This window comes from Mucilaginibacter sp. P19 (assembly GCF_050632265.1).
Lineage (GTDB): Bacteria > Bacteroidota > Bacteroidia > Sphingobacteriales > Sphingobacteriaceae > Mucilaginibacter > Mucilaginibacter gossypii.
Genome location: NZ_CP192586.1, coordinates 5,548,615 through 5,571,804 on the forward strand (window position 1 = coordinate 5,548,615; position 23,190 = coordinate 5,571,804).

Genomic DNA, 23,190 nt, shown 5'->3' on the forward strand with positions numbered 1-23,190 from the left:
TTTTTATTTTATCTAACTGTAAACCAATAAGATAAAACAAGATTGATTTTTATACTTTATTGATACAAAATCAATAACCCTCACATGGCCCATTACCCTACTTTGGCCTCAATAAATCCAATATAACACCTTTTATAATTATTATGAGAAAACACTCCGTCCTGGCCTGGTCCATGGTCGTGGCCCTTGGTGGCTTCCTTTTCGGGTTTGATACCGCTGTAATATCGGGCGCTGAAAAATCTATCCAGCAATTCTGGCACCTATCCGTAGTGGAGCATGGGTTCACGATTTCTATCGCACTAATAGGAACAGTCATCGGGTCATTGTTAGGAGCCCGGCCTTCAGATCTGTTTGGCCGTAAAAACACGCTTTATTTTGTAGCTGCGGCATATTTACTATCATCATTGGGCACTGCACTGGCCGATAGCTGGTATGCATTTCTGGTTTTCAGACTGCTGGGCGGTCTTGGTGTTGGTATCTCATCGGTTACCGCGCCTATCTATATTTCAGAAGTTTCACCTGCTGACCGCCGGGGCAGGCTGGTGGGCCTGTTTCAGTTTAATGTGGTGCTGGGCATTCTGATATCATATCTGTCCAACTACCTTATCAGCCAGGTTGGCGAAACTTCATGGCGATGGATGCTTGGCGTACAGGCTTTCCCTTCGGCTCTGTTTTTAATACTGATCTACTTTATACCTGAAAGCCCGCGCTGGCTTATTCTTAAAAAGGGCGAAATGGAAAAGGCCCTCGGGATCTTACGGATCATTAATCCGCTTAACTGTGAACAGGAGCTGGCATCTATCAAACACTCAACTTTAAATGATACTGCTTCCGGCGGCAACCTCTTCTCGGGTCAATATAAAACGCCTATAATATTAGCTGTGCTGTTCGCCTTTTTCAACCAGGTTTCGGGTATCAATGCTATTATTTATTATGCACCCCGCATATTTGAAATGGCAGGTTTAGGTGCTCATTCATCATTACTGTCAACAGTTGGCCTGGGGGCTATCAACTTTGTATTCACGCTCATCGCTATTAATGTGATAGATAAAGTTGGGCGCCGTATCCTGATGCTCATCGGCTCGGCTGGCTTAATCATTTCCCTGTTCCTGGTAGCCTATACCTTTTACTCAGGAAACATGAGCGGCTTTGCCGTTCCCGCTTATATGATGCTGTTCATTGCATTCTTTGCGTTTTCGCAGGGGGCAGTTATCTGGGTATTTATCTCGGAGATATTCCCAAACCAGGTACGTGCAAAAGGCCAGACACTGGGCAGCTCAACCCATTGGATCATGGCGGCATTGATCGCTTTCTCCTTTCCATATTTCGCCGAAAAGCTTGGCGGAACAATAACATTTTCCTTTTTCGGCACCATGATGATATGCCAGCTAATTTTTGTGTGGAGGTTGATGCCCGAAACAAAAGGCAGATCGCTGGAGCAAATTGAAACTAATATGGTAATGCATTAATCAGGATCTGCAATGATGAACTTACATACAAATACCTTAACACCGGCCATTTGCTACGGCGAAATACTTTGGGATGTTTTGCCGGATGGCCCGCAGCCCGGCGGGGCATTGCTGAATGTATCGTACCACCTTAATAAACTGGGTATGCCCGCCAGCCTGGTAAGTAAAATTGGTAATGATCCCGATGGCCAAAAGCTTGAAAACCTGCTCGATAACTGGGGCATAAAAAAGCACCTGCTGCAAACTGACACCGAACACCCAACCAGCCAGGTAATCGCCAAAATGAATAATGGCAACGAGGTATCCTACGAGATTATTTTTCCTGTAGCCTGGGACTTTATTAATGACAGCGAGCATATTAAAACACAGATCAGGCCGTCAACCTATTTCGTTTTCGGCAGCCTTGCGTCAAGGAACAACGTATCGCGTAATACCTTGTTTGAGCTGCTGGAAAGCGATGCTATCAAAGTATTCGACATTAATTTGAGGCCGCCCTTTATAAGCCGTGACCTGCTGGCCGATCTGCTGCACAAAGCCAACATCGTAAAATTTAACCAGGCCGAGCTTGAGATGGTGCAGGGCCTGTTCAGAGGTTCGTTCTGGAAAGAATCGGAACAGATCAAATTTATCCAGGATCATTTTAACATACCCGAAATCATAGTTACCAAAGGCGAGTTTGGCGCTTCCTATTACAAAGAAGAAAAAGCTTATCACATTGCCGGGCGCGAGGTAAAAGTAAGCGATACCATAGGCAGCGGCGATTCCTTTTTAGCGGCATTCATAGCCAACCATTACCGTGGCGAATCACCAGAAATTTTATTAAAAAATGCAATAGCGATGGGCGGCTTCATTGCAACGAAGAAAGGAGGTTGTCCGGATTATAAAATCAAAGAATACCAAGACTTTATAAACAAGATGTTTTAACCAACCAATTACACTTAAACAAAAATCAATGAGAAAATTATTACTTATTTGTTCCTTTCTTATACTGCTCATAAGTGAAGGATATGCACAATCCCGGACCATAAGCGGGACTGTGTTAGATAACTCCTCGAAACCTATAGACGGAGTTACCATTGTGGTTGTTGAAACCCAAAAATCAACGCTATCAGATGCCAGCGGAAAGTTTAGCATCAATGTAAAAAACGGCCAGTCGGTGCGGTTTTCGTACGTAGGCGCCAAACCAATAGTAATAACTATTACTGCCGACACCAAAACGCTTGATGTAATATTTAAAGATGCCGAAAACAAGCTGAATGAAGTAGTTGTTACCGGTTACACTTCTGAAAGAAAGAAGGATTTAACAGGCGCAGTTGCGGTTGTTGATTTGGCACCGGTAAAAAACAATAGTTCGGGAAATACCATGCAGGCCTTACAGGGGCGTGTTGCCGGTTTATATATTGAAAAAGATGGCTCGGCAAATGGAGCAACCAGCAGGATCCTGATCAGGGGCGCCAATACTTTGGGCAACAATAACCCGCTGTATATTATTGATGGAATCCCAACCACCAGGCCGGAAGTATTTCAAAACCTGTCGCCTTCAAATATTGCATCAGTTCAGGTATTAAAAGATGCCTCATCCGAATCAATTTATGGTTCACGCGCATCTAACGGCGTTGTCATCGTTACAACAAAAAACGGCGGCAACACCGAGGGCAAGGTACAGTTTCAGTTCAATAACAGTACTTCAATCCAGTCCGAAAAATCGTTACGGTTTAAAATGCTGAACTCGGTAGACAGAGGCAGGGCCTTGTGGCAAGCTTCAGTTAACGACGGACAGGACCCCGCCGCGGGTTATGGAGAGATCTATAACTTTGATTGGAATAATAATTTCAGTAACCCTGTTTTAAACAGCGTTACGCCTAAACCGTTTGTAGGAGGCGACCCCAACACTCCCGCCGGCGATACCGACTGGCAAAGCGTATTATATAAAACAGCCTTTGTCTACAATAATGATTTCACGGCTTCGGTAGGCAACAAAAACTCTTCTATCCAAATAAATTTTGGAAACATCAAAAACACCGGCCTTGTGCGTTTTACCAAATACGGCCGTACCACCGGTAGCATTAATGCCATAACGCGGCCTTTTGATGGCAAAGTTACCTTCGGCGTCAATATAAAAATCACCAACTCAAACGAAACTCTTACCACAACGGACCTGGGTGGTGCTACTACTCCATTCCTGGCGGTTACGCTGGCACCAACCATCCCGGTATATCAAAAAGATGGAGTAACCTACGCCGGCGAATCAGGGGCTGGTTACTCTGACAGGAACAACCCACTGCACATGCAGGACCTTGCCAAATGGAATAACGCCAACAGGTTAAACACATTCGGCAACGTATTTTTAGAAGTACAGCCCATTAAGAATTTATACTTCCGGTCAAATTATGGTGCCGATAATGCAGACTACCTGAGCAAGGTAATTACACCAACTTTTTCGGAGGGTGCATTAAACCGCACTACCAACAGCTTATTTTTTGATCAGAACCATTATCTAAGCACCACGCTTTCTAACACTTTGAGGTACAGCTATGATTTGAATAGCAAGCATCATTTTAAAATATTAGTTGGTACAGAGTATATTAAAACCTTTACTGATTTTCAAACAACCTTAAAACAGGGATATACAATCCAAACAGAAGATTATTTTACGTTGGACGCCGGCACGGGAAATACCATAGTTACCGGCAGATCAATAGGTAATAGCCTATTTTCGCAATTCGGTCGTTTTGATTACAATTACGCCGGCAAATATTTAGTGTCGGCTACCGTTCGGCGCGACGGTTCATCAAGGTTCGGTACCAACAACCAATATGGTATTTTCCCTTCCGCCTCAATCGGCTGGAAAATAGACCAGGAAAACTTCTTGAAAAACAGCAGTATATTCTCTGAACTTAAGTTAAGGGCCGGCGTAGGCCGGGTAGGTAACCAGGAAATTGGCGACCTGTCGCGTTACTTGCTTTACAACACACGATACGGCACTACCCAAAACCAACTTACGCCAGGCTTTTGGGAACAATATATGAACGTTGGTACCGCATATTCATTATCCGGCGCCAATACAGGAGCGCTGCCATCAGGCTTCGTTCAGACCCAGGCAGCAAACCCTGCCCTTAAATGGGAAACAACCGACGAACTAAACACGGGGTTGGACTTTGCTATATTAAACGGCAAAATCTCGGGTTCATTCGATTATTTTACCCGGAAAACCACCGGCATCCTGATTACTCCTCCGGTTGCGTCCGCACTGGGTGAAGGACAATCTAAAACCGTTAACGGTGCATCAAAAACCAATAGAGGCTGGGAGTTTTTATTAACCTACCACGGTCAACGGTCAGGAGATTTTAATTACAATGTGACTTTAAACTTCTCTCATTTCAGGGATAAGATCACCGATTTACCGGAGAACGTTAGACCAGCTTACCCGGGCAATATAGACAATACCATCATAGGGCATTCACAGTTTGATATATTTGGTTATAAAACCAATGGACTTTTCCAATCACAGGCCGAAGTTGATGCTGCCCCAACGCAAATCGGCGCAGGTCCTGGCAGGATCCGCTATGTAGACATCAATCACGATGGAAAAATTGATGCCAACGATCAAACCTGGATAGGGACTACTTTACCGACTTTAGAGTACGGCGCAAGAATTGATCTCACCTATAAAAAATTCGACCTCTCTATATTCGGATCAGGTGTTGCCGGCCGAAAGGGGTTTGACGTATATACTCTGTTTAACAATTTGATGCACAGCCGCGAAAACGTTGGCCCCGGCGTATTTGATGGCTGGACGCCGCAGCATACCAACACCAATGTACCGGCATTAACGTTAAAAGACAATAACAACGAAGGCCGTACTTCCGATTACTTCATTGTAAACACCTCTTATTTCAAATTAAGGAACCTTCAACTTGGATACACCATTTTACCTAAAGCTGTATTTACCAGGTTAAGGGTGTTTGCCATGGCCGAAAACATCTTTACTGTAAAAAGCAGCAAGTACCTGAGCCCAGATCCTGAGCGGATTGACCTCAACCCTATCCCAATTCCACGGATCTTCAGCTTTGGCGTCAATGCATCATTTTAACGAAAAAAATCATTCAATATGAAATCGAAAATATTAGTAACAACTATTTTATCGGGGCTAATAATTTTTAGTTCCTGTAAAAAAGCATTAGATTATACTCCAAAGGGTGTATTATCTCCTTCAGATTTAAAATCACCGGCTGCCGTTGAAGGTTTGGTAACCGCAGCTTATGCAGCTATCGGGAATGGCGATATGATAGGGCCAATATATAGTGACTGGGCTTATGGCAGCGTCCGTTCAGATGATGCTTATAAAGGTGGCGGCGGCACAGGAGATGTTGGCGAAGTTGATGCTTTGGAACATTACAACCTGGTAACGCCCTCGATGGATTCGTTTATGTCACGCACCTGGAAAAATTTGTTTAAATCTATTTCAAGGGCAAATGTGGCGATTAGGGCAGTTAACTCCCTTTCGGATGCTGAATTCCCAAACAAAAAGATCCGTTTGGCCGAATTGAGGTTTTTGCGGGCACATAGCTATTTTACTATGAAATTGCTATATAAAAACATCCCTATTTTTGATGAAACCGCGACTCCTGCCGACATCCTGAAAGTTTCAAATACTTTATCAAATGACGATTCATGGAATAAAATTGCCGCTGATTTTCAATATGCAGTTGATAATTTGCCGACGACTCAACCCGATCTGGCCAGGGCCAATAAATTAAACGCTCAGGCTTATTTAGCCAAATTAAGATTGTACCAGGCCTATGAGCAGGATGATAAACACCATGTGATCAATATCAATAAAACAAGGTTACAGGAGGTTGTTACACTTACGCAAGCAGTTATCGCATCCGGTAAATATTCCTTAAGTGCAGATATTGCTGATAATTTTTTACCCGAAACAGAGAACGGACCGGAATCGGTATTTGCCATACAATTTACAATCAATGATGGTACTACCGCCGGGCGTTTAAATTTTGAAGATGGCTTAAACTATCCGCACGGGGCACCTCAATACGGCTGCTGCGGGTTCCATGCTGCAAGTCAGAATTTAGTAAATGCCTATACAACTGATGCCAATGGTTTACCTAACTTTGATACATTCAATAACAGCATAGCCGATCTGTCAAAAGTTACTGTAGATACCAGGTTAGACCATACTGTTGGTATAGACGGGCATCCGTATAAATATGATAACACCAAACCTTTTAGTAACAGTTGGGTGCGTGACCCGGGAGTTTATGGCAACTTTCATACCATGCGTAACCAGCAGTTAGCTACAAGCGCATCTTATTTTAAACTGGGACCGTTTATGGGCTCGGCAAAAAACTATGATATCATCAGGTATGATGACGTTTTATTAATGCAGGCCGAAGCTTATATTGAGTTAGGGCAACAGGCAAGTGCGCTGCCATTAATTAATCAAATCAGAAACAGGGCGGCAGCCAGTACGGGGCGGCTTAAAAAGCTGGATGGAACTTTCCCTTCATCCTACAATGTAAAACCATACAGCCCGGTAAACTGGACACAGGAATATGCCCGTAAAGCTTTGCAATGGGAAAGGCGATTGGAATTTGCTACCGAAGGGGCACGTTTCTTTGACTTAGTTAGATGGGGAATTGCAGAAACAACTTTAAACGACTACATTAACGTGGAAAAAGTTAGGAGACCATTTTTAGCAACGGCTAAATTTACTGCCGGAAGAGATGAATACCTTCCGATTCCGCAATCGGAGATTACGTTCACCAACGGTTTATATAAACAAAACCCTGGCTATTAAACTATAATTAAACAACGGAACCCTGGCCTGATAACTCAGGCCGGGATTCCCTTTTTTATACCAAATACCATAAGTTTTTGCATACCCTGCCAAATGTATAACCTATTAAAAGCTTAAATTATGAAAACAAAATGCGGCACATTAATACTGCCTCTCCTTATTGCTTTAAATTGTATTTGTAAGGCCCAGGATTCCTCCCCAAAACCTTATGCCGATGAGCATCGCCCCCAGGTACACTTTTCACCGGCCCAACATTGGATGAATGATCCAAACGGTATGGTTTATTATAACCATACTTATCATTTATTTTTCCAGTATTATCCTAAAGACATTGTATGGGGACCAATGCACTGGGGGCATGCGGAAAGTAAGGACCTGGTCCATTGGAAACAGTTACCTATCGCTTTATATCCTGATAGCCTTGGATATATTTTTTCTGGTAGCGCTGTTGCCGATTCCAATAATACAACCGGGTTTGGTAAAAATGGCAAAATACCCCTGGTGGCCATATTCACCCATCATGATCCTAAAGGAGAAAAAGAGGGCACCGATAAGTTTCAAAACCAAAGCCTTGCCTATAGCCTGGATGGCGGCGGCACATGGACTAAATATAGCGGCAACCCGGTTTTGAAAAACCCAGGAGTCCGGGATTTCCGCGACCCCAAAGTGATGTGGTATGCCCCGGAGAAAAATGGGTAATGACCCTTGCAACACAAGATCATATCTCCTTCTATTCGGCCCCTGACCTGAAAAACTGGAAAAAAGAAAGCGAATTCGGTATCAAAGCAGGTGCGCACGGTGGCGTATGGGAATGCCCCGATCTGTTCCCGCTAAAAATGAACGGAAAAACCTACTGGATCCTGATCGTAAACCTTAACCCCGGCGGGCCTAACGGCGGTTCGGCAACGCAATATTTTGTAGGAAATTTTGACGGGAACAAATTTAGTCCACTTGATTCAAATACCAGGTGGCTTGACTACGGTCCCGACGAATATGCAGGCATTACCTGGAGCAATACCGGCAGCCGTAAAATATTTTTAGGGTGGATGAGCAACTGGCAATATGCCAACCAGGTACCTACAAAGGCCTGGCGCAATGCTGCAACCATTCCACGTGAGCTTAGCCTGAAACAAAGCAAAGGCCAAATTTTACTGATATCCAAGCCGGTGACTGAGCTAAAAAATATTGAAGAAAAAACAATTGTGTTAAAGCAACCCTTGGTTAACCGGTCTCTTGATCTTACTTCAAAAATTAATAAGCTCAAAAGCCGGTATGTCTTAAAAATGAGTTTTGCTACCTTAAAAGATTATAGCATCGGGCTGTCAAACCCTAAAGGTGAAGAACTGCTTATTGGTTATGACCCTGCAAAAGATGAATACTATATAGATCGTACCAAAGCCGGAAAAATGGATTTCCAAAAGAATTTTTCGGGCTGTTTTACGGCTCCGCGACTAAGCACAGCTAAAAATTCCGACGTCATTTTGGTAGTCGACAAATCATCGGTAGAGTTATTTGCCGACGGAGGTTTAACCACCATGACTGCAATCTATTTCCCAACCGAAGATTTCAACAACCTTGCAGTTAAAACCACCGGAAAATTAGCCATTAATAATATCAGCATTTCCGGATTGAAATCTATCTGGAAATAACCGGCGACAGTAAGCTCTGAAAGGTTGTTTTCATCCCGAAAACAACCTTTTTCATTTCCGGGCATTTCGGGGCACTTTCTCCAATCGCTTTATCGTATCGTTATATTATAATATTAATATATAATAACCCCCATAAATTCCAGTTTTGCCCCCTATCCATGGAATTTTAAGTATGTTAATTTGTTTCACCAATTAACCAGTACTCTCATTAACTATCGGGAGAAGCACACCTATTAACCTAAAAAATCTTTATTATGAAAAATTTAACTTTTGTTTTAATTGCATTTATTGTGATTACATCGTTTTTTGCATGTAGAAAAGATAATGCAGCCACCGTCAACTCCGCCGCAAATACTTCAGCCAGTCATCTTGCAACTAATACGGTATCATGGGTAAATGTTGTTCCTTCCACCTCCTTTAGCTCGTACAGCACTTATTGGAATGACCTGTATCCCTGGGGATCTGATCATAATGGGTCTGCCCGTATGCGCTCTCAAAATATATCAGTTTCCGGAGGTGTGCTTACACTAACCAGTGCGCCCAGCGGCAGCGTTGGCAACAGCAATAAAGATCCATATTTACCGATCCATTATTATTCCGGGACAGTTTATGCCAAGACCGTACCTGTAGTAACCGACTCCTGGCCTAAGTGGCATTTTAAAGGTGAATTTCAGTGCGAATCACAAACTGGCACATGGCCTGCCTTTTGGGTTACAGGAGCTGACTCATGGCCCCCCGAAAGCGATTTTATGGAATTTAAAGGAAGTGCAACCTGCTGGACAAACACCTACAAAAATGCAAGCGGAGGCTGGTCGAGTGTGGGTACAACTATTTCCAGCCCCGGAAACTGGCACACTTATTCGGTTTATATGACCAAGACCAATGCGACCGACGTGTCCATTGAATACTGGATAGATGGTGTTTTAAAAAGCACCCAAACGGGCGCTAACTTTGTTGGTAAAAACCTGAATATTATTATTGATTACCAAATGGAAGGGTCGTCAGGATCACCCGGTCCTACCGGTACCACTTACATGCGCGCAAGGAATGTAATTGTTGAAAAAAGCGCTACGTTATAGCTTTAACCAAATTATAAGCTTGCTTCTCCGATACCGGTGATATTCCTGGTTCATTAAAACTAAAAAGGGTATGTGTGCGCAAAAGCGAAATACGTGCCCTTTTAGCTATTACTTTCAAAAATAGAAACACACATAATTTATTAAATAAATTAATCAATACTACAATAACTTTTCCCAATTGCAGGTTGAGCGTAGTAATACTATCCATTTTTTTAAAAGCGGATAATATATCTTAACTTATGCAACAATATCATAATTACCAATTATGTTCCGATTACTCTTTATTGATGACAGTAAACTTGACCATATTATACTGGATAAGCTTATTGCAGGAATTGAAGGTTTTAAACCCGTGTCACATAGTTACGACGGTGAAGATGCGTTAAAATCATTGACAGATAACCCGGCGGATTGCCCGGATGTTATTTTTCTGGATATCAGGATGCCCAGGTTTGACGGCTGGGATTTCCTTGAAGGCTTTAGGGACCTGTACCCTGCATTGCCGGTTAAACCACTACTCTATGTATTTTCCTCATCCATCGATCCAACAGACCGTGAGCGCGCGCTTAGCTATAGCTATGTTACCGGCTTTTTTAGCAAACCGGTTTCACGGCCGGTGCTTGATCTGGTATTAGCGGCCTGTGTTGAGCGTTCGAAAACATAAGGATGATTACTCATTTCACAGGTGTTCAATTTTTAAAAGTGTGAACACCTGGTATTTTTCGCCAAAAAAATAGCGCTAATAATCAACAACTTACATTTGGTTTAAAATACATCAAACCGTGTTTTGAACAAGTCATCTTTGATAATCAAGCTATTACAAAATAGCATTTCCAAAAGTTGAACAGCTGCTTTTTAAAAAATTGAACACTGACAAGTTTATACCCAACCATCCGTGTTATCATTTTCCACATTTGGCCAGCGGAAGCATCACTCGCGCCAGTTTGGGGTACTTTTTTTAAAACAAAACGCAAACTCCATTTAAATAACAAAACCCGTCATCTCTGCCGGGCCTTGCTTATTTTAAACTTTACTTTTATCTAATTGAACTATAGTTTTAAACTTATATTTCATTACAAATAAGGTGCCCATTTTTTATAAATACCCAGCGCTACCGAATAAGTATCTCCGGTTGTATTCCATTTAAAAGGTTGCTGGCTTTGGTTGGTGTTTACCCATTTCCAGTCAAAAGCGGCGCGTTGCTTATCAAAGGCGTCCATGTCTGGTTCTTTGCCGGTATCAATGGTTTTACGTAGTTCATTAAAAAACAAAATCCAGCGGCCTTTATAGTAAGTGCTGATCATTCCCGACCAATCTTTTGCTGCATAATCGGTTGTAACGTTGCCTTCTCCTCCCCAGGTGGTTATCAGTAGGCGGGCGTTTTTTTCGTAATAGTTTTTTCTTCCGGCGTCGAGCCAAAATCACGGGCTTCTTTTATCCATGCACCTAATAGCAATTCGTGCTGAGTAGCTGTTATACGGTCCACATCGTCGCACAAATCAAGAAACAAGCCGGTGTATTTATTAAACAATTGCTGATTTTTTGAATGGTATGCCCTGCCAACGGAATCCCTTAACGACACAGCGAGGTTTACCAGCACCTGCTTCTCCAGCATAGCCAGGTCTCGTGTATAGTTAGGATTGGCCTTTGATGCTGAATCGGCAAGCAGGAATTGCGGAAAAATATTAGCCAATGCCTGGTAATTGTATTTTCCGAGCCAGGTAAACCCTCCGTTCCCTTTTAACATCGGTTTTGATTGTATGATATTACCAAGCCCTACACCCGAAACATCAGAATTATAAATTACCGGGAGCAGCTTTGTCCAGGTAGCTGCAATAACCGGATCATTATGCCCGCAGCGGCTTTCAGCATATTTTTTTATCCAATCGGCCGGGTCTTTGGCATCGGTATTCCAGGCGTAATCAAATAGCCACTCGAACATAAATTCATTTACGCCAAAACCCTCAAGCGTTGAGCCAATGCCTGTCATTTGCCGGTGGTTTGGGTCATCCTCTGTTGCACTTAAAAGTTTTGCAGTTTTTAAAACCGGAGCGGCTAACTGTGTATTGCCCCCAAAGTTTCCGAGGTAACACCAGATGTATGGTGCATTAAAAAAACCGTCCGTCATGCGCCATACTTCGGTTTGCTCGCAAAAATAGTCCAGTATCATCATATGATTTTGCGGAACAGCCTTTATCATGGCTTCTAATCTTGGGTTGGTCCAGTGTTTACGGTCGTAATAAAATGTCCAGCCCATCTGTATCCAAACAGCTTTAGGGTCTATGCTTTTCATACCGCTGTAAATGGTTGCCGCTGTTTTTGCCAGGTATGATGGCTCCCAGCTTGGTGGGTCCATCTCATTAAAAGGATCTGCCCCGTAATAATGGTCTGTACCCAAAAGTTTTTGCTGTTCACTCAAGTATTCCTTTTGTATCTTAACAAAAAGCGGATCCATCGGGTCAAGAAAATAAGCGTCATTTTCTGCGCCTGTATCATAAGAGCCCAGATCAGTGAGTTTAATATTAGGATATTTCTTTTTCAGGTCTTTTGGCACATGCCCTGCAAAAGCCGGCAAAATGGGGTGCATTCCTAAGGCCCTCTCGCGTGTCAGTATTTTTTTCTGAAGCTCGAACTGCCCGTCTATAAAGCTTTGTGGCAGTGGCCCCTGCCAGCGGTCAAGGTTACCCATACGCTGCCAGGGTAAATGCACGGGGCCGGTAAAAAATGCGCGCGATTGTTCATCCGTCATTCCAAATTTATGCCAAACGCGTTGCCAGATGTATTCCTGCCCGGTTATAGCCAACGGCATGTTAATCCCGTTCATAGCCATCCAGTCTATAAAGTACTGCCAATCGCTCCACTTCCACCAAACCGTGGTGTAGCCAAAAGTGCAATAGTTTAAAAAGAAACGATTATCAAAACGGCAGCGTTCACCTGCCGGAGTGAACGCTTTTGGAAGAACTGCGGGCATTATTACTGAATCTGCAGCATACCATGTTACGGAAACATGGCAAATGTTTTTCAGATAGTAGTTAAACCCTTTAGCCATGGCAATGGTGCTGCTTGCTTTAATAGCTATTTTGTTATCCTCATTAGCGAGGTAAAAAGTATCAACAGTAGCTGTTATAGGCTGTAAATGAAATTCACTCGCTCTGCCATGGGTTACCCGATTTATTAAAGCCTGAGCTTCAGAGATATTAGGGCCGTCATTGGCTTTAGCGGTGTTGAACGGCGACAAAAAAAATGTAAGAACTGAAAGAATTGCGATGGAAAAGTGGTTTTTTAAATACATAGCGGCTATTAAGGCCCTTAAAGTAATAAAATTATTTACCTTACAAAATGCAGCCCTTTAGTTTTCTTTCCTGATGCAAACTATAGCTCGCTCCTTTCCTCCATTTTTTAAATCCGTATCAAACGGACTTTTTGTGAACGGATAAATCGACTGTTTAATAAAACCTTTAGGATACGATGCTTTATGTACACCGGTACCTGCAGGCTAAACTCCGACCTGTGGGTCAGGAGGGCGCAAGCAACATTGGCATTTGCCTGGCATTTCCGTGCCAGTTAAGCTACGCCTCTTTGTTAAAGAAAACCGCGAACCCTACTTAAATAGATCCATCTAAAGCGTCGATTTAGTACAATCCCCAATCACCATCCCTCTTGCAATCTACTCAAACATCCCCTCTTTCAATTTCGCAAAGCTCCCTGCCAAAAAGAATCTCATTCATTAATGAGTATAATAAAATCCTGTGTGTGTCTTTATAGTGATTGAGCGGATAGCGCCGATCATTACACTAAGTCATAAACCTAAAATTTAAGAACTATGAGTTTTTTTACCAAAAAAAGTATTCGGCAAGGTGCCTTTTAGTTTTTTTGCTGCTGGTAGGCATGGGCTATCATGCTGCGGCGCAAAGCCGCCAAATCAGCGGTACTGTCACAGATTCAACCTCCAGGGAACCCCTGCCTGGTGTAACTGTGCAGGTTATTGGCACTACCAATGGCATTCAAACTGATGTAAACGGCAAGTACAAACTAACCGTTAACCCCGGAGCAAAGTTATCTTTCGCTTTTGTGGGCTATAACACGCGTAAAGTGACCATTGGCGATGAGCCTGTTATCAACATTCAGTTATCAGGCAAAAGAAGCGATCTGGAAGAGGTTGTAGTGGTTGCTTACGGTACACAAAAGAAACCATCAGTGGTAGGCGCTATTGCCACAGTTAGTGCAAAAGTATTTGAAGACCGCGGGCCAACCAATAACCCTATTGCCAATTTGCAGGGCCAGGTTCCGGGCATGGTGGTAACCAGGAGCTCGGCGCAACCGGGTCGCGAAAACTGGAACTTCCAGATCCGCGGTGCAACCTCCGTTAACGGACAGGATCCCTTGGTCATTTTGGATGGGGTTGCCCTTAACAATAACAACGAGCTAAACTCTATCAATCCAAATGATATCGACAATATCTCAGTTTTGAAGGATGGCTCGGCTTCAATATATGGTGCCCGTGCAGCTTATGGTGTTGTACTGATCACTACCAAAAAAGGTAAAGCGGGTAAAATGGTGATCCAGTATGACCCTTCTGTGTCTGAGAAATTTTTAGGTCTTCAGCCTAAAATGACAAATATTGACCAATGGGCAAATGGCCTGCTTCAGGCCCGAACAAATGATAATTATGGAGTAGCGCCAACAACCGACCTTTGGTACCAACTGGCCAACTTCGCGCTGGCCAATAAAGGCACGGTGGTACTGGCATCACAGATTCCCGGAAACACCACCGGAAGTATCACTGCAAATTCGTTTTATAACGGCTTGCCTGTGCCGGCATTCCTCGATGTAAAGGAACTTGACTTTATTGATGTATCACTACAACAGTACATATGGGGGAGGGCTACTTCAACACAACACAATTTTTCGGTATCAGGCGGAACAGAAAAAAACACTTATCGTGTTTCGTTAGGGTATTTAAACGACGGCAGCCAGCTCCGGATTGGCAATAACGGTAATCAACGCTATAATCTCAGACTTAATAACGGTTACAGATTCAGCGATAAAGTGCAACTGGAAACCAATATTTCGCTTGAGCAAAATAATATTCAACAGCCAACCATGTATACTTCGGGGAGTTACAGTGCGCTCGGAAACGGATTTCAGATCGGTTTGCCTATGTTCACGCAATCTGGCCGGCCATATCAGTGGGGGTGTAACAAGCCCCGCGGGCCTATTAAGGGATGGGGGCGACAACCTGGAAAACAATAGCCGGGCACTGTTAAACTCAACGCTTACCTATAATTTCATGAAGCACCTTACCTTTACCGGAACCGCGGGATATAACGTTTGGTGGCAGGATGACCGCGTACAAACCAAAACCGTTCGCCTTTATTCATATGATGATAAATACCTGACCGGCACTACCGCGCCGGCAGGTGGTACTTCGGGAGGGAGCCAAAACTATTTCCGTGCTAATATCAATGATAAATATTATAACCTCATTGGCCGCGTAACCTATACCAATACCTTTAACCGAGTACATGATGTATCGTTAATGATCGGCAGCTCCTACGAAAGGGATGAGTATGATATGTTTAATACACGTACCTACAATTTGGGCAGCGATGATGTGCCTTCTTTAAATTTGGGGCTGAGCAGTTCGTTGGCCGGTTTTGTAACCAACGACGAACAGCGCAACCACTACGCCCTGGGTTCATACTTTGCAAGAGCTACCTACGCGTATAAAGGCAAATATCTGTTTGAAGGAACCGGCAGGTATGATGGTTCTTCAAAATTTATTGCAGATAAACGCTGGAAACCATTTTACAGCCTCATGGGCGGCTGGCGCTTAGGCGAAGAAAGCTTCATAAAAAAACAAATATTTTTAGCGAGTTAAAGCTACGGGCCTCTTACGCTACGTCGGGCAGCCAGGGTGGCATCGGCCTTTATGATTACCTGCAATCGCTTAATGTCGGCAATAGCAATACCCTTTTAGGTTCAGCACTCGCAACCGCTACTACAACCACCGGAAACCTGGTTTCGCTCAACAGGACATGGGAAACTGTTATAAAACGGAACATTGGTATTGATTTCGGTTTGCTGAACGGTCGCTTAAACGGAACTTTTGAAGTGTTCCGTAATCAGAATAAAAACATGCTGGTGAGTGTTACCTATCCGGCTGTTTTGGGCATTGGAGCGCCCCAGTCAAATAACGGCGACCTGAAAACCTGGGGATGGGAAGGACAATTAACCTGGCGAGACCACGTTGGGCAGGTAACATACAGTATTTCGGGTAATATTACCAACAGCCAAAACAAATTGGTATATTTTAACGGCGTTCCGGCATTAGGTGCAGGTTATAACGCTACTGTTGAGGGGTATCCGCTTGGATCATATTTCGGCCTTAAATACGGAGGCCGTTTCCAGACACAGGCACAGGTTGATACCTATAACTCCACCTATTATGCCCCCGGCGGAGTGATTAATACTATTGGCATCCCTGTAGCCACCCCTTTAACCAACCTGCCGGGCCAAAACTCAGGCTTACGTCCGGGAGATAATTATTTTGTTGATGTTAACGGCGATGGTAAACTTACTACAGGTACATCGGCAAAAGATATGGGCGACCTTGTTTATTTAGGCAGCGACATTCCGCGCTATACTTTTGGTTTGACATTAAGCCTGCAATGGAAAGGTTTTGATTTCACAAGCATTTTTCAAGGGGTAGGTAAACGGACAATATTCAGGGCCAATGGTAGTGCAAATAACTGGCGCGTACCTTTTGCCGCCGTTTATCAGGCGCAAACCACCCAATGGGTCGGTAAAACCTGGACCCCTGAAAATACGAATGCCTATTACCCTAACCTGCATAGCAATGGAATTAATGGTTACAATTACCAGATTTCAAGCTGGTCTGTTGAAAACGGCGCTTATGTACGCCTGAAAAACCTTGTTATCGGTTATACCTTACCAAAATCGTTAACAGAGCGCACCAAAGCTATCAGCCGTTTAAGGTTTTACATTTCGGGAAGCGACCTGTGGGAATACAGCAAAATTCATGATGGCTGGGATCCTGAAATAACCAGGACCACCGCAGGCAATGAGCGTTATCCATTTTACAGGTATGTAACCGTAGGCGCAAACATCACTTTTTAATTGAAATGATTATGAAAAATATTTACCGGAGGATCTTCAGTATCCTTTCAATAATTATTGTTACAGGCTTGTTCGCCTGCAACAAGTCACTTAACCTTAAACCACAGGACCAGCTATCGGATGCGGCATATTTTAAGTCGGCCAGTGATTTTAAAACATTTGCCAACCAATATTATGGTTATCTCCGTAATTTCAACAATTCGTTTGCAGATAACCCTCATTATGACGGGCGTGCCGATGTATTTGGCGGAGGTGGCGTTTATGGCGCCGGTATCAATACAGTACCAGCAAGTGATTCGTACTGGAATAATAATTACTCCCGGATCAGGAATTGCAATTATTTACTTGAAAAGGCCGCCACTTTCCCCGACCAGGCCAGCATCAGCCAGTTTGTTGCCGAAGCCAAATTTTTCAGGGCTTACTGCTACTTTGAATTACTACAATTGTATGGCGGGGTTCCGCTGATCACCAAAACGCTGAACCTTGATTCGCCCGAACTATATGGCACCAGGGCATCACGCGATCAGGTAGCTGATTTGATTGTTGCCGATCTGGAAGCGGCCATACCAAATCTGCCTGCATCCATCTTAGCCAATTCTGCAGATTTTGGCCGGGTGAGCCAACCTGCCGCGCAGGCGTTTTTAGGAAGGGTTGCACTTTATGAAGGCACATGGCAAAAATTCAGAAACGGCGATGCAACCCGTTATAATATGCTGCTCGACAAATCGGCCGCGGCTTCTAACGCGGTGATAACCAGCAATCAATTTGCACTTTTTGGTACAGCAGCTTCAAATGCCCTGGGTGGTAACAGTACCATATTGGGTGATTCTGCACAGAAATACCTTTTCATCCTCGAAAATCCAAAATCAAACCCGGCTTCAGTTACCAAAACTGCTAATCATGAGTACCTTTTATCGTACCGTTATGATGATGTGAGCAAAACAATCGGAACAAATATCAGCAGGCAGGGAACGCAGATTGGGCCTCAGCATAAATACGTGAACGCATTTTTATGCCAGGATGGATTGCCTATTGAGAAATCGCCCCTGTTCCAGGGTTTTGAAAGTTACGGATCGGAATTTATAAACCGCGATAATCGTTTAAAGTATACCATTCAGGTTAACAATATGTACTACTGGTACGGTAACGCCAATTACCGGGTAACCTGGCTAAATGACGCCGCTGATATTGCTTTATCTATGGGAAAAGTTGTTAAGATTGGCGGTTATACCAATCAAAAATGGGTAACCGAACGCAACTGCCCAGATACAAAAGAATCTGAAGATTACCCGGTGATCCGCTATGCCGAAGTACTGCTAAACTATGCTGAAGCGGTTTATGAACGTGACGGTGCCATAACAGATGCCGATCTCAACAAATCGCTCAACCTGGTACGTCTGCGTGTTAATAAAAATATGCCGCCATTAACAAATGGTTTCGCAGGTGCAAACGGATTGGATCTGCGTACGGAGATCAGGAGGGAACGCTTTATTGAACTTTATTATGAAAACTTCAGGTTTGACGATATTAAGCGCTGGCATAGTGCCGCTACCGACCTGGTTAGCAACACCGGCGGTACAGCTTATGGAAACATCAGTGCTTTTGTAAGCCCATGGCCGGTAGGCATTAAATTTAAAGGTACGCAGGCCGATGTTGGGCCAAACCCTTTAAAGCCTGCTCCTACCAACGCGTTAGATGCTAACGGTCAGCTGATCCTTGACAATACAGCGCGCAATTTTTCGGAAAAAATTATTTATACCCGATTCCGGCACAACAAATTACCCTTAATCCCGCGTTAACACAAAATCCGGGCTGGTAAATTTATTTAAACAATCAAAAGGCTGCCTCAGGGACAGCCTTTTGATTGTTGTGTGTTATCACCCTATAATTACAAACCTGGCCTAAACAGTTGCTCCCATCAAGGCGTTTAAACAAGAAGGTAGTTGTTAATTTGGGCATTGCCAATTTATAGCGGGCATTGCTCTACCTCATCCTGATCAAATAAAATTGATCCAAAGTAGTACTCCTCTTCTTTTTGATGATAAAGGGCAGGCTTAGGTTTTCATGAGGAAAATCCTGAAAGGATTTTATTGTAGTATACCCGATCTCTTTTTGCTTTAACTCAGCTACCGCTTTTTCATCAGCTACTATAATCCGGCTTTTCAGGCTATCGGTTTTTAGGATAGCATCAATATTGGTATAAGTAACGCCGCCTTTGTAGTAAAAATCGAATGTGTTTGATAAAACCGCGGCACTCACTTTTTCCCGTGGATAGTTTTGATTGAGGTATTCGGCGGCCGAAAGATCCCCGCGGTAATCAACAATAATAGGATAAGCTACGGTCACCAGGTAAGCATTCACTAAAACAGACACGGCGCAGGTAAATAAAAATACAGGCTGATAAATTGGTGTTGGCTTTTTATAAATGTAAATGGACAACCCAATAAACCCTGCAATCAACAAAACAAATACCGGCCAGCATTCGGGCGCGAAAATAAAATTAAGTACGATAACAGCAACCAATAAAAACGATGTGATAATGTATTGAGTTATCTTGAAAAACTTTAACCCGGCGCCAGCTTTTAATGAACTAATAAAAACCGCCGTAATTATAGCAAAAAATGGGAACAGGATATTAGTGTAAAAAGGCAGCTGAAATTTGGAAGCTGAAAAGATCAGCAACATTAATACGCTTCCCGAGATACACAGATACTCGGGCTGGGTTATACCTTTAATCATTTTCCTGACGGTAGCATAAAGTGCATAGAACAGGAGAATAGCCCATGGCGCGAAAGCCCACAGCAGGGTATGAACAAAAAATAGTTTGTCGCCGTGTGTATTAGTAATGTAACCGTTATTGTTAAAACGCCCGAACTGGCTGTCCCACAAAAACCAGTGGATGCCTGAAATCCCGGTGCGACCGAAAATAACTTTTTCGGGGTGAAGGTCAAACTGGGTATATACCGAATAAATTTCGGGTAAAGTAAATATCACCACCAATATAAACGAGAACAGCCATTTCCAATGGAACACGCCTTTGATATTTCCCTTAAATAAATAATCGCCAATGATAGCCGCTCCAATCGGGATGAGCAGATAGATGCCTTTAGTCATCACTGCGCAGGCAGTAAATATGCATGCCAGCAGCACATCGGCCATGCTGAACCGTTCTTTTACCTTATAAAAGTGATAAACAGCGCCCATGAGCAAGCCCATAATATAAGGCTCGGCACGTACATCCGTATTTGACATTACGCTGTGCAGCGCGGTAAGCAGGATCAGGATAGCGATAATAGCCGTTTCATCGCCATAAAACTTTTTGGCAAGCTTGTAAGTGTACGCCACCGACATGAAAAAAACAGCAGGGCGGGCAATTTATAAGCAAAAGTATTGATGCCGAAAATCTTAAAACTGATAGCGATAATCCAGAAGGGGAAATGCGGCTTATCGAGCCAGTCGGCACCGTGATACATCAGATCGGTAAAGTTATTGCTTTGTGCCATGCTCCGGGCCAGGGCCGAATACAAAGCCCCATCATCAGTAAAGAATTTGATGCCGATACCGGCTACATTAAGCACGATAGCTAATAACAGCACAATAAAATAAGGCCGTTTTTGCGATGAAAAAATTGAAGCTGCTGTACTCTCCACTAAAAATATTTATGCCCAAAAATAGCTGAATTTTAATTATTCCAGGGCAGGTATTTGGGTTGATCACGATTGATGAGTTCGGGCCTGGCCAAATTTAATTTTCGACCATTCAAAACCTGTTCATATAAGGTTAAATATGCTGCAGCCATCTTGCCGATATTAAAATTATCGACAGCATATTGATGGCAATATTGTTTATTAAAACTTTCAACGTTTTTAAGTCCGGCGGCTAATTCAGATTTACTGACCGAAAGCAAGCCAACTTCAGCGGGCACCAGTTCGGGCAACGATCCGTAAGGTGTACCAAAAACCGGGCAGCCAAAATACAGGCTTTCAACAATAGCAATTCCGAATGGCTCATGCCACAGCACCGGAAAAAGCAGCGCCTTTGAACCGTTCATCACTGCCGATTTCGCTTCATCACCAACCATTCCCTTAAAACGCACATTTAAGTTGGATGTAAAGCGTAATCCCATTTTCAGGTTAAGCCGGGTACCTCCAAGTACAACCAGCTTATTACCGCTCATGGTAGCTACATCGATAGCCCCTTTTACATTTTTAACGCGCCAGGCTGCTTTAGCCAGAAAATGGGTATGGATACGCTTATTACCGAGTATAGATGTTTGATAATCAGCCGTATCTATGGCATTGTGTACAAACACCGCTGAGCCATGACGCTGAGCGTGATTGGCCGACACAAATACCGAGTTAACATCTAATTGCACACCACCAGGGTTATTATGAACAGTTACGATATAAGGCTTTTTAGTAAAACCACTCACCTGAAACTGGAAGTGTACCACGTCAATATCATCGGGCACCTGCTGGTTTATATCAACAGCCGGATCGTAGATCAGCACCCTCGCAAACGGACAAGTTGAACCCGCTCCTACCAAATAGGTAATCTTATGCCCTAACCTATTCAGCTCACGGCCAAGCCACCAGATAATGCGTTCGGTACCGCCATATTTAGTTGCCGGGATTGGGGTGTTGTTTACGATGAGGATATTCATAAATGTTGGAGGCAAAGATAAGGTTTGAGGGCGATAGTTATAGCAACTTAACGGCTGTTAACTCTTTGATGTAAATGACTATATTTATATCAATAATTTAAACCGTTCACAAATGCGTATTTCAAGCAAGTTATTACTTATCAGCTCTGTTTTTTTATTAGGATGTGGCGTTATTTCTGATCATTCGGCGAATAATGAGCTTACTTATAAAGACACAGCCGCTAACTTCCAACCTATTGTAACTGACTTTAACAATCCCGTACTTTTAGACAGTTCGCAAAATGTGCTATTTCCGTTGGCAAATCCAACTGATGACGATAGAATGAGTTTCAAATCGAGCGAACAGGTATCTTATTGGAATATTGCATTTTATAATTCGTTAAGCAAAAAATATCATTTACTCGATAACCGTAAAATGATAATTCTCCAATACGAAGATCAGAAAGAGTTGAGTTCGGGTACAGATGTATATTCATCAGAAGCGCATGATCCTAACCCAGCACAAGGCTTGAATATTGATGGGAAGTTGATTTGTTATTCGGTAATAATTGAGGATTTTAACAAAGATCAAAAACTCACCTATGCTGATCCGAAATATCTTTTCACATCCGACGATGCCGGAAATAACTTCAAACAGATTTCGCCTACAAGCCTCAATGTTGTTAGCTGGCAACGTGTTGCTAAAACAAATAAGCTGCTTATTGAAGTTCAATCGGATAGTAATAACGACAAGCTATTTAACAACAAAGATCACATGGTACCATACGTGTATGACCTCAAAAAAGGCGGACCTGCCGAACCTGTTTTTAGTAAGGAGTTTAATCAAGCTGTCGATAAGCTTTTTAAAGAGCAATGGCCCGATGCAAAAAAATAATCTTTTTACAGCATCTTACTTCCTGAACCATTTCCTATTCGCAACCAATAACCCAAACTCTTCCGATGGATATTTCTCCGTCGATTTATGATGGATTTTATGTGCCCGGCGGATGCCGGCCAAGTAGCGATTATCACTTTTGAATGCTTTGAAACGGTTATGGATAAACCAGTCGTGGAAAATAAAATAAATGATACCATAGATGCTGATACCAGTACCAATCCAAAGCCGGTAGTCCAGAGTTAAATGCCCTATCCATATCAGCCATAAAGCAAAACCAGCGAAGCCAATGCTGAACAGGTCGTTCAGTTCAAACCAGCCATGCCTTTGTTGGTGATGCGTTTTGTGAATAAACCATAATGGCCCGTGGAAAAGGTATTTGTGCAGGGCCCAGGAGAGCAGTTCCATGAACGCAATGGTTAATAACACAATTCCGATATTGATTAATGTCTGCATCTGTACATAAAACAAAAGCAGGAACATAAAGTTGTTCCTGCT

Annotated in this window: 17 protein-coding genes and 2 pseudogenes; 14 read left to right on the top strand and 5 right to left on the bottom strand. The window is 43.1% G+C overall.

The features are described from left to right. Positions 1–143: 143 nt before the first annotated feature. The 8 genes from ACQ86K_RS27135 (at position 144) to ACQ86K_RS27170 (ending at position 10,679) form a co-directional block, all read left to right on the top strand. Positions 144–1,469, top strand: coding sequence for a sugar porter family MFS transporter (locus ACQ86K_RS27135; RefSeq protein ID WP_091165151.1), 1,326 nt, complete (start codon positions 144–146; stop codon positions 1,467–1,469). A gap of 12 nt (positions 1,470–1,481) precedes the next feature. After that, positions 1,482–2,393 (top strand): carbohydrate kinase family protein, encoded by a 912-nt coding sequence (locus tag ACQ86K_RS27140; protein WP_091165145.1) that lies wholly within the window; start codon positions 1,482–1,484, stop codon positions 2,391–2,393. Between the two features lie 28 nt (positions 2,394–2,421). Then, on the top strand, positions 2,422–5,562 hold the full coding sequence (locus ACQ86K_RS27145; protein WP_091165142.1) for a SusC/RagA family TonB-linked outer membrane protein: 3,141 nt from the start codon (positions 2,422–2,424) through the stop codon (positions 5,560–5,562). 18 nt (positions 5,563–5,580) lie between these two features. Next, entirely contained in the window at positions 5,581–7,287 is a 1,707-nt protein-coding gene (locus ACQ86K_RS27150) for a RagB/SusD family nutrient uptake outer membrane protein (RefSeq protein WP_091165138.1), read from the top strand. 120 nt (positions 7,288–7,407) lie between these two features. Beyond that, positions 7,408–7,986, top strand: a complete 579-nt coding sequence (locus ACQ86K_RS27155) for a glycoside hydrolase family 32 protein (RefSeq protein ID WP_431199115.1) — start codon at positions 7,408–7,410, stop codon at positions 7,984–7,986. Further along, positions 7,986–8,936: a glycoside hydrolase family 32 protein gene (locus ACQ86K_RS27160; RefSeq protein WP_431199116.1), complete on the top strand. Its 951-nt coding sequence runs from the start codon at positions 7,986–7,988 to the stop codon at positions 8,934–8,936. Before ACQ86K_RS27155 ends, ACQ86K_RS27160 begins: the two co-directional genes overlap by 1 nt. Before the next feature lie 254 nt (positions 8,937–9,190). Further along, complete coding sequence (locus tag ACQ86K_RS27165) at positions 9,191–10,015, top strand: family 16 glycosylhydrolase (RefSeq protein WP_091165130.1); 825 nt, start codon at positions 9,191–9,193, stop codon at positions 10,013–10,015. A 265-nt stretch (positions 10,016–10,280) separates the two neighbouring features. Further along, positions 10,281–10,679 carry a response regulator gene (locus tag ACQ86K_RS27170; RefSeq protein WP_091165122.1) on the top strand — a complete coding sequence of 133 codons (399 nt, stop codon included), beginning with the start codon at positions 10,281–10,283 and terminating at the stop codon, positions 10,677–10,679. Between the two features lie 409 nt (positions 10,680–11,088). Here ACQ86K_RS27170 and ACQ86K_RS27175 read toward each other — a convergent pair. Beyond that, positions 11,089–13,307: pseudogene (locus ACQ86K_RS27175) on the bottom strand (alpha-N-acetylglucosaminidase). Positions 13,308–13,903: 596 nt separating this feature from the next. Here ACQ86K_RS27175 and ACQ86K_RS27180 point away from each other — a divergent pair. The 5 genes and pseudogenes from ACQ86K_RS27180 to ACQ86K_RS27200 all read left to right on the top strand — a co-directional run bounded on the left by ACQ86K_RS27180 (position 13,904) and on the right by ACQ86K_RS27200 (position 18,974). Further along, the gene (locus tag ACQ86K_RS27180; protein ID WP_431199117.1) at positions 13,904–15,268 is read left to right on the top strand and encodes a carboxypeptidase-like regulatory domain-containing protein; all 1,365 of its coding nucleotides are present in this window, start codon (positions 13,904–13,906) and stop codon (positions 15,266–15,268) included. A gap of 37 nt (positions 15,269–15,305) precedes the next feature. Then, a complete protein-coding gene (locus ACQ86K_RS27185) occupies positions 15,306–15,896 on the top strand; it encodes a hypothetical protein (protein WP_431199118.1) in 591 nt (196 codons plus the stop codon). A 200-nt stretch (positions 15,897–16,096) separates the two neighbouring features. Next, a complete protein-coding gene (locus ACQ86K_RS27190) occupies positions 16,097–17,155 on the top strand; it encodes a hypothetical protein (protein ID WP_431199119.1) in 1,059 nt (352 codons plus the stop codon). An 11-nt stretch (positions 17,156–17,166) separates the two neighbouring features. Beyond that, positions 17,167–18,735, top strand: a pseudogene (locus tag ACQ86K_RS27195) (RagB/SusD family nutrient uptake outer membrane protein); the annotation flags it as partial. A gap of 182 nt (positions 18,736–18,917) precedes the next feature. Further along, positions 18,918–18,974: a hypothetical protein gene (locus tag ACQ86K_RS27200; RefSeq protein ID WP_431200943.1), complete on the top strand. Its 57-nt coding sequence runs from the start codon at positions 18,918–18,920 to the stop codon at positions 18,972–18,974. 164 nt (positions 18,975–19,138) lie between these two features. Here the strand turns inward: ACQ86K_RS27200 and ACQ86K_RS27205 are convergent, their stop codons facing one another. Genes ACQ86K_RS27205 through ACQ86K_RS27215 form a run of 3 tightly spaced genes read right to left on the bottom strand, consistent with a single transcriptional unit; the run spans position 19,139 to position 21,818 of the window. Continuing rightward, positions 19,139–20,500 carry an ArnT family glycosyltransferase gene (locus ACQ86K_RS27205; RefSeq protein ID WP_431199120.1) on the bottom strand — a complete coding sequence of 454 codons (1,362 nt, stop codon included), beginning with the start codon at positions 20,498–20,500 and terminating at the stop codon, positions 19,139–19,141. Beyond that, entirely contained in the window at positions 20,434–20,805 is a 372-nt protein-coding gene (locus tag ACQ86K_RS27210) for an ArnT family glycosyltransferase (protein WP_431199121.1), read from the bottom strand. Before ACQ86K_RS27210 ends, ACQ86K_RS27205 begins: the two co-directional genes overlap by 67 nt. 32 nt (positions 20,806–20,837) lie before the next feature. Next, on the bottom strand, positions 20,838–21,818 hold the full coding sequence (locus ACQ86K_RS27215; protein WP_091165105.1) for a glycosyltransferase: 981 nt from the start codon (positions 21,816–21,818) through the stop codon (positions 20,838–20,840). Positions 21,819–21,930: 112 nt separating this feature from the next. On the opposite strand from ACQ86K_RS27215, the gene ACQ86K_RS27220 reads away from it, so the two are divergent. Further along, entirely contained in the window at positions 21,931–22,692 is a 762-nt protein-coding gene (locus tag ACQ86K_RS27220) for a hypothetical protein (protein ID WP_091165101.1), read from the top strand. A 15-nt stretch (positions 22,693–22,707) separates the two neighbouring features. Here ACQ86K_RS27220 and ACQ86K_RS27225 read toward each other — a convergent pair whose 3' ends face one another. Then, positions 22,708–23,148, bottom strand: coding sequence for a sterol desaturase family protein (locus ACQ86K_RS27225; protein WP_091166905.1), 441 nt, complete (start codon positions 23,146–23,148; stop codon positions 22,708–22,710). Between the last annotated feature and the right edge of the window lie 42 nt (positions 23,149–23,190).